The 13,374-nt window shown below is 67.6% G+C and carries 10 protein-coding genes and 1 pseudogene; 5 read left to right on the plus strand and 6 right to left on the minus strand.

The annotated features are described in order from the left end of the window. Nucleotides 1-167: 167 nt before the first annotated feature. The 4 genes from ACWPN3_RS11240 (at nt 168) to ACWPN3_RS11255 (ending at nt 2,804) form a co-directional block, all read left to right on the plus strand. Nucleotides 168-1,166 (plus strand): ABC transporter ATP-binding protein, encoded by a 999-nt coding sequence (locus ACWPN3_RS11240; RefSeq protein ID WP_492242844.1) that lies wholly within the window; start codon nt 168-170, stop codon nt 1,164-1,166. Nucleotides 1,167-1,230: 64 nt separating this feature from the next. Next, nucleotides 1,231-2,148 (plus strand): alpha/beta hydrolase, encoded by a 918-nt coding sequence (locus ACWPN3_RS11245; RefSeq protein WP_492261381.1) that lies wholly within the window; start codon nt 1,231-1,233, stop codon nt 2,146-2,148. A gap of 98 nt (nt 2,149-2,246) precedes the next feature. Then, nucleotides 2,247-2,426, plus strand: coding sequence for a hypothetical protein (locus ACWPN3_RS11250; protein WP_492242846.1), 180 nt, complete (start codon nt 2,247-2,249; stop codon nt 2,424-2,426). A 138-nt stretch (nt 2,427-2,564) separates the two neighbouring features. Beyond that, on the plus strand, nt 2,565-2,804 hold the full coding sequence (locus tag ACWPN3_RS11255) for a hypothetical protein (protein WP_492242847.1): 240 nt from the start codon (nt 2,565-2,567) through the stop codon (nt 2,802-2,804). 116 nt (nt 2,805-2,920) lie between these two features. Here the strand turns inward: ACWPN3_RS11255 and ACWPN3_RS11260 are convergent. Then, nucleotides 2,921-6,242 (minus strand): annotated as a pseudogene (locus ACWPN3_RS11260) (maltotransferase domain-containing protein). 217 nt (nt 6,243-6,459) lie between these two features. On the opposite strand from ACWPN3_RS11260, the gene ACWPN3_RS11265 reads away from it, so the two are divergent. Then, nucleotides 6,460-7,275 (plus strand): polyphosphate kinase 2 family protein, encoded by an 816-nt coding sequence (locus ACWPN3_RS11265; protein WP_109096669.1) that lies wholly within the window; start codon nt 6,460-6,462, stop codon nt 7,273-7,275. A gap of 1 nt (nt 7,276) precedes the next feature. Here ACWPN3_RS11265 and leuD read toward each other — a convergent pair whose 3' ends face one another. From leuD to ACWPN3_RS11290, 5 genes are read right to left on the minus strand one after another with little or no spacing between them, the layout of a single operon-like run. Beyond that, nucleotides 7,277-7,876: a 3-isopropylmalate dehydratase small subunit gene (gene leuD, locus ACWPN3_RS11270; RefSeq protein WP_492242849.1), complete on the minus strand. Its 600-nt coding sequence runs from the start codon at nt 7,874-7,876 to the stop codon at nt 7,277-7,279. Between the two features lie 2 nt (nt 7,877-7,878). Continuing rightward, complete coding sequence (gene leuC, locus ACWPN3_RS11275) at nt 7,879-9,285, minus strand: 3-isopropylmalate dehydratase large subunit (protein WP_492242850.1); 1,407 nt, start codon at nt 9,283-9,285, stop codon at nt 7,879-7,881. After that, a complete protein-coding gene (locus tag ACWPN3_RS11280) occupies nt 9,282-10,691 on the minus strand; it encodes an FAD-dependent oxidoreductase (protein WP_492261382.1) in 1,410 nt (469 codons plus the stop codon). Before ACWPN3_RS11280 ends, leuC begins: the two co-directional genes overlap by 4 nt. Continuing rightward, nucleotides 10,688-11,302: a cysteine hydrolase family protein gene (locus ACWPN3_RS11285; protein WP_492242852.1), complete on the minus strand. Its 615-nt coding sequence runs from the start codon at nt 11,300-11,302 to the stop codon at nt 10,688-10,690. The genes ACWPN3_RS11280 and ACWPN3_RS11285 overlap by 4 nt, the downstream gene beginning before the upstream one ends. Continuing rightward, nucleotides 11,299-13,371 carry a hydantoinase/oxoprolinase family protein gene (locus tag ACWPN3_RS11290; protein ID WP_492242853.1) on the minus strand — a complete coding sequence of 691 codons (2,073 nt, stop codon included), beginning with the start codon at nt 13,369-13,371 and terminating at the stop codon, nt 11,299-11,301. The genes ACWPN3_RS11285 and ACWPN3_RS11290 overlap by 4 nt, the downstream gene beginning before the upstream one ends. Nucleotides 13,372-13,374 lie beyond the last annotated feature (3 nt).

The raw sequence follows: 13,374 nt of genomic DNA on the forward strand, positions 1-13,374 counted from the left end.
CAGGCGCGCCGGTTCACGCCATCGTGGACACGCCCGCTGTCCGGGCCCCCGATCAGGGTTCCGCGCGCGCGGGCCGGATGATACCCATCGCGCGCCGCGGATCAACGGGGGAAACCACCGGACACCGGGGCTTTTTCGCAAACCGCAAACATCATGGTTCAGGATCAATGGCCGCGCCAACCGATACCCCCACGCCCGTCTCGCTCCCGGCCAACGCGGTGGAGCTGCGCGGCCTGACCAAGATCTACCAGCCGACCGGAAAAGCCGGGCCGAAGCACGCGCTGAAGGGCATCGACCTCGCCATTCCGCGCGGATCGCTGTTCGGGCTGCTCGGACCCAACGGCGCCGGCAAATCGACGATGATCAACATCCTCGCCGGGCTGGTGAACAAGACCGGCGGCACTGCCACCATCTGGGGGCATGAGGTGGCCGACCATCCGCGCCGCGCCCGCGCCTCCATCGGCGTGGTGCCGCAGGAACTCAACATGGACCCCTTCTTCACCCCGCGCGAGATGCTGGAGCTTCAGGCCGGCCTCTACGGCGTGCCGAAGAAGGAGCGCCGGACGGACGAACTGCTCGACGCCGTCGGGCTGGCCGACAAGGCCGATGCCCACGCCCGCTCGCTGTCGGGCGGCATGAAGCGCCGGCTGATGGTGGCAAAGGCGATGGTCCATACGCCGCCGGTGCTGATCCTGGACGAGCCGACCGCCGGCGTCGATGTCGAGCTGCGCCGCCAGCTGTGGGACTATGTGCGCACGCTGAACAAGTCCGGCACCACCGTCCTGCTGACCACCCATTACCTGCAGGAGGCGGAGGAGCTGTGCGACACCATCGCCATCATCAACCACGGGCAGGTGGTGGCGTGCGAGCCGAAGACGACGCTGCTGCGCCGGGTCGACAACAAGGCGCTGTGCCTGACCCTGGAGCGTGACCTGACCGCCGCCCCGCCCGCGCTGGATGGCTACACGGTGGAGATGCCGGAACCGCGGCGGATGGTCGTCCGCTACCACCCGAGCCGCCAGCGTGCCGGCGCCATCCTGTCCGCTCTGGCGGCTTCCGGAATTGGGATCGTCGATGTCACGACCGAAGAGTCGGATCTTGAAGATATATTCCTCCAACTGACGGGTGGTGCTCACAGCGACACAGGGGTAATCCATGCGGCATAGCGGAATGGCGGCTGTTCTCGGGTTAGGGCTTCTGCTTGGCGGCTGTGCCGCGGATTTCCAACCGATGGGGATGGCCGTCGTCCAGCCGCAGCTGAACGACAAGGTGCTGATCGCCGCCGACGGTTTCGAGCTGCCCATGCGCTCCTGGCTGCCGGCCGACGGCAAGGTGCGGGCCGCGGTGGTGGCCCTGCACGGCTACAACGACTATTCCAACGCCTTCGACGGCGCTGGCCGCGACTTCGCCACGGCCGGCATCGCCACCTACGCCTATGACCAGCGCGGTTTCGGCGCCACTCGCGAACGTGGCGTGTGGGCCGGTACCCCCACGCTGGTCAGCGACGCCCGCACCGCGGTGGAGATGGTGCACAAGCGCCATCCCGGCGTGCCGGTCTATCTGATGGGCGAAAGCATGGGCGGCGCCGTCGTGCTGAGCGCGATGACCGGCCCCAACCCGCCCAAGGTCGACGGCACCATCCTGGTCGCCCCCGCCGTCTGGGGGCGGCAGGCGATGGGGTTCTTCCCGCGTGCCGCGCTGTGGATCACCTACAATCTGGTTCCCGGGATGGTGGTGCATCCGCCGAAGGATCTGGACATCCGCCCGTCCGACAACATCGAGATGCTGCGGGCTCTCGGCCGCGATCCCCTGGTCATCAAGGGCTCCCGCGTCGATGCGCTGGAAGGGCTGACCGACCTGATGGGGTCGGCACTCGACGCCTGCCAGCATCTCCAAACGCCATCGCTGGTGCTTTACGGCGCCCATGAGGAGGTTCTGCCGCCGCTGCCGGTCGAGCGTGCCCTGAAGGATTTTAAATCCGGCGGGCGGCATGTCGTCGCCGTCTATCCCGACGGCTATCACATGCTGCTGCGCGACCTGAAGGGCAAGCTGGTGGTCAACGACGTCATCGCCTGGATCGGGAATCCCAAGGTGCCGCTGGCCAGCGGGGCCGACCGGGCACCACGGGCATTGCTGGCCGCCAAGTAAAGACCGGCCATTTTTTGTCACAAACGCCTGCGCGATTGCCGGTCCGACGGATTGTTCTTCATCCATCGTAACCTTTGGCAATGGTGGAGGACTGCCCGGTGAGCAACAATCCCGCTTCCGATTTGCGTCTGTCGCCGGAGGAAGTCCGGGAGATGGCCGCCGAATACAAGCTTTCACCCCTGTGGGTGCGGCTGGCCCTGATGCTGCGCCCGGCCAACCGCGCGGCGCTGGTTGCTTTCCTGGGATGGGCCAGCGGATTGCCGCAGCCACCTGCCTGAAAGGAGCGGCCTAGGGCATGGGACCTTTGCAGCCAAAGGTATAGTACCCGTTAGCACCAAAGCCACTCTGCCCCTTCCAGCGGTTGAGAGCTAAGGTACCGCATAAGCGGACACCTTATGTCCCCGTTGGGAGGAACCATGCACAGCGTCGAATCTCAGGTTACCCCGTCCAGCGCCACCCGCGCCGCGGCGACCGCCCAGACGACCATGTCCTCTACCATGGATGTTCAGACCATTGCCGACCGCTACGGTTGGACCACCCCGATGGCCCGCTGGTGGATGTCGTTCGCCGCCTCGTCGGTCGGGCCGAAGCCTGACACCATGATCGATTTTCTGGATAAGACCGTCGGCGGCGTGACGATGATCCGCCGGCGCTGATCGGCGCATAGACGGAATTTAAAAAGCGGCCCTCAAGGGCCGCTTTTTTATTGGGGAGTTTCTTCGGCGGCAGGGTTCTTCGGCGGCAGAGTGTATCTGCCGCCGACGTCACGTACTCACACCCCGGGCGGCACGATCCGCCAGATTGCGGCCGGGTTGCGGTGCGGAATCCAGCCAGACATGCTGGAACTTGCCGATCCAGGTGAAGCGGTGGCCGCTGAACAGGTCCTCCACCTGGACATGGGCACCGTCGGGCAGGCCCAGCTCCCACAGCGGCACCTCGATGGTCCCGCCATGACCGTTGTGCGGATCCAGGTTCACCGCGATCAGGATCACGTTGTCCTTCGCCGCCGTCATCTTTCCATACAGCAGGATGTTGTCGTCGAAGGCGTTGTAGAATTTCAGGTTGGTGAACTGCTGCAGTGCCGGATTCTCGGCACGGATGCGGTTGATGGCGGTCACATAGTCGCGGATGTTGCCAGGCCTGTTCCAGTCCCAGTGCCGGACCTCGTACTTCTCCGAGTGGTTGAATTCCTGCTTGCCGGGATAGGCCTCCGCCTCGCACAGCAGATACGGACCATAAAGCCCATAGACGCCGGCCAGCGTCGCCGACAGAACCGCCCGCATCATGTGCGCCGGCCGGCCGCCATTTGTCAGGATCGGCGGCAGGATGTCAGGCGTGCTGGCGAAGAAGTTCGGCCGCATATACTCCCGCGATTCACTCTCAGTCAGTTCCGTCAGATATTCGGTCAGTTCCGCCTTGGTGTTGCGCCAAGTGAAATAGCTGTAGGACTGGGTGAAGCCGACCTTGGCCAGACGCTTCATCAGCTTCGGACGGGTGAAGGCCTCGGCCAGGAACAGGGCGTCGGGGTAGCGGTCCTGCACCTCGCGGATCATCCATTCCCAGAAGGGGAAAGGCTTGGTGTGCGGGTTGTCGACGCGGAAGATGCGCACCCCCTCTTTGCACCACATCAGCACCACGTCGCGCAGCGCGTACCACAGGTCCGGATAGGACTGGCGGTAGAAGCTGACATTGACGATGTCCTGGTATTTCTTCGGCGGATTCTCGGCATAGCGGATGGTGCCGTCGGGCCGCCAGTAGAACCAGTGCGGATGTTCCTTCACCCAGGGATGATCGGGCGAGCACTGAACGGCGAAGTCCAGCGCGATCTCGATTCCATGACGCTTGGCCTCGCGCACCAGCCGGCGGAAGCTGTCGAAATCGCCGATCATCGGGTCGATGGCGTCGTGCCCGCCCTCCTCCGCACCGATGGCATAGGGCACGCCGGGGTCGTCCGGCCCAGGATTGAGCGTGTTGTTCTTACCCTTGCGGAAGGCGCGGCCGATAGGATGGATCGGCGGGAAATACAGCACGTCGAAGCCCATGTCGCGCACCATGGGCAGCAGATTGACCACGTCGTCGAAAGTACCGGGACGCGATGGATCGGGCGAGGCGGAACGCGGGAAGATCTCGAACCATGCCGAATAGGCGCCGGCGGTGCGGTCGACATAGACCTCCAACTCACGCACGTAACGTGACTTGTACTGCCGCTCGCCATACTGCGTCATGACGCGGCGCGGCTCGTCCGACAGGGCATAGTCGATGGCTTCGCGACCCGACAGCGCCTGCATCCGCTCGATCACCGCCTGGAGCGCCCCGCGCCCGTCCCCATGGTTCAGTTCCAGCGCCTGCTCGACGAAGCGGCGCCCTTCCACCAGTTCCAGATCGACGACCATGCCGGCATCGACCTTCTTCTTGAAGTCGGCGCGCCAGCTTTCCCAAACGTCGCGCCAGGCTTCGATGCTGTAGGTGTAACGGGCGTTGCGGGTCAGTGGCACGCGGCCGACCCAACGGTCATTCTCGTGGAAGCGCATCGGCGCTTCGCTCCACGCCTCGTCGCCGTCCGCCCTGTACATGACGGATGCCGCGAGCACGAAGGTGCCGTCGGTGTAGATGTCGGCCCACACCTCCATCACATCGCCGACCGCCCGCTTGATCGCGAACCGTCCGCCGTCCAGTTCCGGATAGACATTCTCGATGGTCATGCGGCCAGCGGCGATGGAGTCCATCCATTCCCGCTCTTCCACATCGTGCAGTTCGATGGCGTGGCTGCGGGCGGCGCGGGCGCGGAAGACGCGCAGTTCCATCGGGCGCAACGTCATCGGCGCGCCAGGCTCCATCGGCAGCGGCTCGGCCTCCGGCGTCACATCCTCGAACGCCTCGTAGGTGCCGCCGGTGGCCGCCAGGATCGGGCCGACATCCAGCGTGTGCGTCCGGTTCTCGTCCGGGTTCAGCACCAGGATGGCGCAGCCGTCGGGCTGGTCGAGCGCGGCGCCGTCCACCTGCCGGATCAGTCCCAGCACCGGGCTATGCGGAGAGGTCACGCGGCGCTGCGGCCCTTCGACATTCAGGGCCGGGGTGGCCGCCTTCATGGCGTTGACGGCGCCGATGAAGCCGGTCAGGTCCAGCTTCGGCTCTTCCCAGTCGGCAGGGCCGGTGCGCACGACGTCCAGCTTGCGGGTGAAGCCATACTCGTAGCCGACCGGCATCATCACGCCGGTGGAGAAGCTGGCCGCGAACAGGTAGTGCATCTTCAGCTGCGCGGCGAGCCGCACGGCGTCCTGGCTGCCGACCTCCGCGGCCAGCCGGTCGGTGTCGTGGCTTTCCGGGAAGGCGATGGACGGCGCGATCCAGCGGAATTCCTCATATTGGTCGAGCAGCCAGTCGGCCTTGAAGTCCCACCATTTGGCGCTGTTGAACAGGAAGTCGAAGCCGGCGCCGCACAGCTCGCGCACCTGCTCAACGGAGCAGCCCAGCGTCTCGGCAAAGAACTTCACCTCCGGATTTACGGCGTGGGCGGCGTCGATCAGGCTCTTCCACACCTCCGCCGGCACCTGATAGGCGGCGTCGCAGCGGAAGCCCTTTACGCCAAGACCGATGTAATGGCGCAGATAGTCGGACCAGTAGCCGACCAGCCCGGCGCGCGAGTCCGCCCGGTCATAGTCGAGGGAGGCGAGGTCGCCCCAAACCGTGACATGGGTGGTGTTGTTGGGATCGACGGCGCCCGGACGGTGCAGGTCGCCGTCGGCGCCGCGCTTGTACCAGTCGGGGTGGCGCTCGACCAGCAGCGCATCGCGCGAGGTGTGGTTGATGACGAAGTCCATCATCACCGACTGGCCGTGAGCGGCGGCCTCCGCCGTGAAGCGGCGCAGAAGCTCGTCGTCGCTGTCGTGCGACCCGCTGCGGAGCGCATCGTGAAGCCGGTAGGGGTCCTTGACGGCATAGAGGCTGCCGGAGAATCCGGGCTGGTGGATCGGGTTCAGGAATATCCAGTCGAAACCCATCCCCTGGATCCGCGGCAGGTGCCCGGCCCAATCGCGCACGGGACCGACCAGGGTCGGAAACAGGTTGTAGATGCGCGGTCCGACGATGCTCATGGAACCCCCTTCCTTGGCCCTGCTTCTCCGTTGACAGCCTGCCGCTCCCCGTTGTGGGATCGACCAGACGGCATCGGTGCTTTTCCCCTCACGGGTGTGCCGGCGCCGACGCAGATGCCGACACCGTGCCCCCGCCGGACAACCCGCAGGGGCGGTGAAGGTTCCGCCCGCCCTGTCGGCAAGCCGCAACCGACCCCACCAGCACAGGATACAACGCATGGCCGAGAAGCCCGGCAAGGTCTCGAAAATCCGCCTCGGTAAACTGGACCAGGAGCAGGCGCGGATCGACACGGCGGAGGAATACGACCGCCGACTCGGCAAGCTGCAGAAGGAGCTTCTGCACATCCAGCAGACCTACTGGCATGAGAAACGCCGCGCCATCGTGGTGTTCGAAGGCTGGGATGCGGCCGGCAAGGGCGGGGCCATTCGTCGCATGACCGAGCCGCTCGACCCCCGCGGCTTCCATGTCTGGCCGATCTCCGCCCCCACCGCGGATGAGCAGGGAAAGCATTACCTGTACCGCTTCTGGACCAAGCTGCCGGCGCCCGGCACCTTCGCAATCTTCGACCGGTCCTGGTACGGCCGCGTCATGGTGGAGCGGGTTGAGAAGTTCGCCACCAAGGACCAGTGGAAGCGCGCCTATGACGAGATCAACGAGTTCGAACGGCTGCTGACCGACGACGGCGTGCGCATCGTCAAGCTGTTCCTGCACATCACCCCGGAAGAGCAGCTGGAGCGCTTCCGCGAGCGGATGAAGAACCCCTACAAGCGCTGGAAGCTGACCGAGGAGGACCTGCGCAACCGCGCCAAATGGGACGATTACGTCAAGGCGGCGGAGACGATGTTCGACCGCACCTCCACCGCCAACGCGCCCTGGCATGCGGTGGAGGCGAACTCCAAATGGCATGCCCGCACCAAGGTGCTGGAGATCGTCACCGCCGCGCTGAAGGAGGGTGTCAACATCGCCCCGCCCCCCATCAACGGCAACGTCGCGAGAATCGCCGCCGAGGTTCTGGGGATAGAGGCGGAGTAGGTTACCCCCTGCCCGGCACCACCCAGGGCCGCCGCTCCGCATCCGTCCGGTCGAAGGCGTCGATGGCGTCCTGGTGGCGCAGGGTCAGGGCCACGTCGTCCAACCCTTCGACCAGACAGTCCTTCTTGAAGGGATCGATGGCGAAGGACAGCGCCCGGCCGTCCGGACCGGTCAGGCTCTGGGCCGGCAGGTCCACGGTGACGGTGGCACCGGGCGTCGCCTGCAACTGGCGGCGCAGCGATGCCACCACATCCTCCGGCAGGGTGACGGTCAGCAGGCCGTTCTTGGCGGCGTTGGCGGCGAAGATGTCGCCGAAGCTGGGGGCGACGACGCAGCGGAAGCCACCGTCCACCAGCGCATAGACCGCGCCCTCGCGCGAGGATCCGCAGCCGAAATTGCGGTCGCTCACCAGAATGCGGGCGCCGGCATAGGCCGGGTCGTCCAGCGGGAAACCCGGCTTTCGCTCGTCATGGAACAGGAAGTTGCCGTAGCCGGCGCTGCGCGGCTTCTTCAGGAAACGGGCGGGCAGAAGCTGGTCGGTGTCGATGTTGGCGATGTCGAGCGGCACCGCCGGCGCGGTCAGCGTGACGAAGGGCTCCATCCTCAGGAAACTCCCAGCTTGCGGACATCGGTGAGTTTGCCAGTCGCAGCGGCGGCGGCGGCCATCGCCGGGCTCATCAGGTGGGTGCGGGCGTTCGGCCCTTGGCGGCCGGGGAAATTGCGGTTGGTGGTGGAGGCACAGCGCTCCCCCGCCGGAACGAGGTCGCCGTTGATGCCGACGCACATCGAGCAGCCGGGCTCGCCCCATTCCAGCCCGGCGTCGATGAAGACGCGGTGCAGCCCTTCCGCCTCCGCCAGCATGCGCACCGGGACCGAGCCCGGAACCACCAGCCCCGGCACCACGGCGCGACGGCCGCGCAGCACCGCGGCGGCGGCGCGCAAATCCTCCAGACGGGCATTGGTGCAGGAGCCGATGAAGACGCGGTCGATGGCCACCTCTTTCAGCGCCATGCCGGGGGCAAGGCCCATATAGTCCAGCATCTTGCGCATCTGGCCGGCGCGCACCGGGTCGGCCTCCGCACCGGGGTCGGGAACAGCCGCCGTCACCGGAACCGCAGTTTCCGGGCTGGTGCCCCAGGTCACCGCCGGGGCGATGTCGGCGGCATCCAGCGTCACCTCGCGGTCGAAGACGGCACCCGCTTCGCTGGGCAGGGTGCGCCAATGCTCGACAGCGCGGTCGAACATACCCCCCTTCGGGGCGAAGGGCCGGCCCTCGATCCAGGAGAAGGCGGTGTCGTCGGGGGCGATCATGCCGGCCCGCGCCCCGGCCTCGATCGACATGTTGCAGACGGTCAGGCGGCCCTCCATCGACAGGGCGCGGATGGCGCTGCCCGCATATTCGATGACATGGCCGGCGGCCCCGTCGGCACCGATGGCGGCGATCACCGCCAGGATCAGGTCCTTGGCCGTCACATGCGGCCCCAGCACCCCGTCCACCGTGATGCGCATCGTCTTGGGACGACGCTGCCACAGGGTCTGGGTCGCCAGCACATGCGACACCTCGGTGGCGCCGATGCCGAAGGCCAGCGCGCCGAAAGCCCCGTGGGTCGAGGTGTGGCTGTCGCCGCAGACGATGGTCAGGCCGGGCAGCGTCAGCCCCTGTTCCGGCGCCAGCACATGGACGATGCCCTGTGCCGGATCGTGAAGGCCGAAATGGCGCAGGCCGTGGCGGCCGGCATTCGCCTCCAGCATCGTCACCATGTTGGCGATCTCGGGATCGGCAATCGGCCTGGACCGGCTGTGCGAGGGAACGTAATGGTCGGCGACGGCGAAGGTCAGCTCCGGCCGGCGCACTTCGCGGCCGGCATGGTCGATCATGCCGAAGGCGTGGAAGGACCCCTCGTGCAGGAAATGACGGTCGATGGCGAGCAGGGCCTGACCGTCCGGCCGGGTCGCCACGACATGGGCGTCCCAGACCTTCTCGAACAGGCTGCGTGGCTGCGAGGTCATCGGTTGGTTTCCTCCTTTACGGCGCCCGCGGCGGCCACCCCGGCGATGCGCCCCAGCGCCACCGCGGTCAGCAGGCCGTTGCCGGACAAATAGCCCGACGCCTTGGACCCCGATACGCCGCAGGCGGCCCCGCCGGCGGCGTAGAGGTTGGGCAGCGGCGTCCCCCGCCCGTCCAGAACGCGGGCCTCGTCATCGACGACCAGCCCGCCCTGGGTGTGGAACAGGGCGCCGGTGACCCGGACGGCGCGGTAGGGAGCACCCAGCGGGGCCGAGCCGGCGAAATCGCGGCCGAACCCGTCGGCTCCACCCTCCGCCTTCAGCCGATCGATGTCGGCCAGCGTGGCGGCGAGGGCATCCGCGTCGATCTTCATCAGCCGGGCCAGTTCGGCCGGCGTGTCGGCGCTCAGCACCGCACCCATCGCCTCGGCCTGCCGGAAATCCTCGAACTGGCGGGCGATGCCGGCGATGCGCTCGTCGAAGACGGTCCAGGCGATGCCGCCCGGCTGGCGCAGCACCACCGCCGCCTGCTCCGAATAGCCCTGCGCCTCGTTGGAGAAGCGCCGGCCCTCCGTGTTCACCTGCACGCCGCCCTCGGTGATCGTCGCCCAGGTGACGAGGATGCCCGCGGGGTGTGCCACGGAGCCATGGCCCTGATGACCCGACAAGTGCCGGGTTGCCGCCCCCAGCACCTCGCCCCACAGCAGCGCATCTCCCTGGTTGCCGGGATGGCCGAAATAGAGCGCGTCGGCCAGTTCCGGCACATGCTGCCCGACCAGCGCCCTGTTGCCGCCATAGCCGTTGCAGGCCAGGACCAGCGCACCGCAGCCGACCCGCTCGACGCTGCCGTCGGGACGTGTGATCTCGACACCGCGAATCCGTGCGCCATCGGCATGGAGCGCGGTGACATGCGCCTCGCACAGCACGTCGATGCCGGCTGTTTCCACGGCGCCGCGCAGCCGGTCGATCAGCTCCGCTCCCGACCGGCTGGGCAGTCCATGCATGCGCCGGGCGCTGTGACCCGGATAGCTGAAATTGTCCACCACCGAAAACGGCAGGCCGTAACGGTCGGCCAGCCACTCCAGGGCAGGCCCAACCGCCTGGGCGACGCGGTCGACCTCGGCCCGGTCGGGTTCGCCCTTCGCCTTGGCGAGGATGTCGGCGGCGAATCGCTCCGGGCTGTCCTCGATCCCGGCGTCGCGCTGCCAACGGGTGCCCGGCGCCGGGATCAGCCCGGCCGAGAGGGCGGTGGACCCTTGCGGCAGGGCATCGCGCTCCAGCACCAGCACGCCGGCACCCTGCTCATGGGCGGACAGCGCCGCGACCATTCCGGCCGCTCCGCCGCCGATCACGACGACGGGGACGGTGAACTCGAACTCGACGCCATCGGCAGGCAGGATACGGCTCATGAATTCGCCACCTCCTCCAGCATGGTCCCGACCGTTGCCACCCGGCAGACCGGACGCAGTGCTGCGACGGAAACCTCATGCACCTCCGGGCTGAAGGCGGCGCAACCGTCCTCCAGCAGGATCGTCTCGAAATCGCGGACATGGGCGTCGCGCACGGTCGACGCGACGCCGCCATTGGTGACGATGCCGCAGACCAGCAGCCGTTCCACCCCGCATTTCGCCAGCACCCATTCCAACCGCGACATGTAGAAGGCGGAATAGGCGACCTTCTCCACCTCGACATCGACGGGCTGGAGCACATCCACCGTGCGATGTCCCCAGCCTCCGGGCTGAAAATCGCCCTTGGCCAGGAAAGGACGCAGCGATTTCAGATGCGGCGAGATCATCGGCTCGCCGCCGCGGCCCGGCACCAGGGTGAAGTTGGTGGAGATCACCCAGCCGCCGCGCGAGCGCAGCAGGTCGGCCAGCGGCTTCACCCGCTCCGGCAGCGCTACGATCTCGGGCGCCGTCTGTCCGGCGCGGCCATAGGCGCCATCGGGATGGAGGAAGTCATTTTGCAGATCGCAGACCAGCAGGGCGGTGCGCTCGATGGGAATGGCGGTGCCGCTCATCGGGTGCTCCTTTCCACGATGACGTTGCCGAAGCCGTCGACACGGGCGCTGAGGTCGGGGTCGATGACGGTGGTGGCGTCCGGCTGCTCCAGGATCGCCGGCCCCTGGATCATCGCGCCGGCCGGCAGATCGAGGCGGTTGTAGACGGCGGTCTCGTGCCAGGCCCCATCGAACCACACCGGCCGCGACCCGGCATGGGCGCCCTCCACCGTCGTTCCGGCGGCCGGAGCCAAAGCGGAGAGGTCGAAATGCGGACGGCGGCCGATGGCGGCGGTGCGCAGATTGACGATCTTGGCGCCGACACCCGGCAGCAGGCGGCTGAAGGAGGCCTGATAGGCACGCTCGAAGGCGGAGCGGATGGTCGCCTCGTCGATCCCCGTGCTGCCGTTCTCGACCGACACCGGCAACGGCACGGCGACCGTGTGGGTCTGGCCGATGTAATGCATATCGAGTTCGAAGACGAGGTCGATGCGCTCGACGCTGAGACCGGCGGACTCCACCACGGCGCGGGCGGCGGTCGCCTCCTCCACCATGCGGCGGTCGAGCGAGCGAGCGTCGATGCCCGCCAGCGGCAGATTGACCGTCTGCACCTGATCGTGGCGGATATCGGCGATGACACAGCCGAGAGCCGAGGTCACACCGGGGAAGCGCGGCACCAGCGCCGCCTTCAGCCCGACCTCCTTGATCAGCGCGCCGACATGCAGCGCCCCGCCGCCGCCGAAGGGCACGGCGGCGAACTTGGCCGGGTCATGGCCGCGCTCGATGGAGACGAGGCGGATGGCGCCGGCCATCTTGCTGTTGGCGATGCGCACCACGGCTTCCGCCGCCGCCATGACTTCAAGGCCGAGCGGCTCGGCGACATGGGTGGCGATGGCGGTGCGGGCGGCATCGACGTCCAGCCGCGCCAGCTTGCCGCCGATGGGGCGCTCGGCATTGATGCGGCCGAGCAGGACATTGGCGTCGGTCAGGGTCGGACGGGTGTTGCCCTGGCCGTAGCAGACCGGCCCCGGCCTGGAACCGGCACTCTCAGGCCCGACCTGGAGCATGCCGCCGGGATCGACCCCGGCGATGGAGCCGCCGCCGGCGCCGATGGTGGTGATCTCGATCATCGGGGTGCGGACGACCAGACCGAAATCGATGGTGGTCTGGGCGGCGAGCATGGTCTGCCCCTCCACCACCAGCGACACGTCGAAGCTGGTGCCGCCAAGGTCGCCGGTGATGACGTTGGGGAAGCCCGCCGCCTTGGAGATCGCCGCCGCGGCGATGACGCCGGCCGCCGGCCCCGACAGGGCGGTGCGCACCGGCAGCCGCCGCGCCGTGTCGGTGGACATCACGCCGCCGTTCGACTGCACGATATGGAAGCGTCCGCCGAACCCTTCGCCGGCCAGCGCGTTGTCGAGCTTGGCGAGATAGCTGCCGACCACCGGCTGGAGATAGGCGTTGAGCGCGGTGGTCGAGGTGCGCTCGAACTCGCGGATTTCCGGCAGGATGCGGGACGAGCATTCGAGGTTGGCATTCGGCCACACCTCGCGCGCCGCCTCCAGCGCCGCCAGCTCGTTGGCCGGGTTGGCGTAGGCGTTGATGAAGACGATGGCGAGCGCCTCCGCCCCCTGGTCGGCGAGTTTGCGGGCGGCGGTGCGCACCTCCTCCGGGTCGATGGCGCTGCGGATGGTGCCGTCGGCCAGCGTGCGCTCCGCCACCTCCAGCCGCATGTCGCGGTCGACGACGGGAACGAAATCGCCCCACAGGCCCCAGGTTTGGCGGCGGTCGCGGCGGCGCATCTCCAACACGTCGCGGAAGCCGGCGGTGGTGATCAGCCCGACCTTGGCGCCCTTGCGCTCCAGCAGGGCATTGGTACCGACGGTGGTGCCGTGGACGATGGAGCCCAGTTCGGCGACGGGGCCGAAGCTCTGCAGGCCGGCGAGAAAGCCGACCGCCTCGTCGCCGCGGTTGGAGGGAACCTTGGCGGTGCGGAAGCTGCCGCGCGCCTCGTCGTAATGGAACAGGTCGGTGAAGGTGCCGCCGACATCGACGCCGACGATGGCGCCCTTGGAAATACCGTTGCTCATGGT

The organism is Azospirillum sp. UENF 111221, assembly GCF_058780625.1.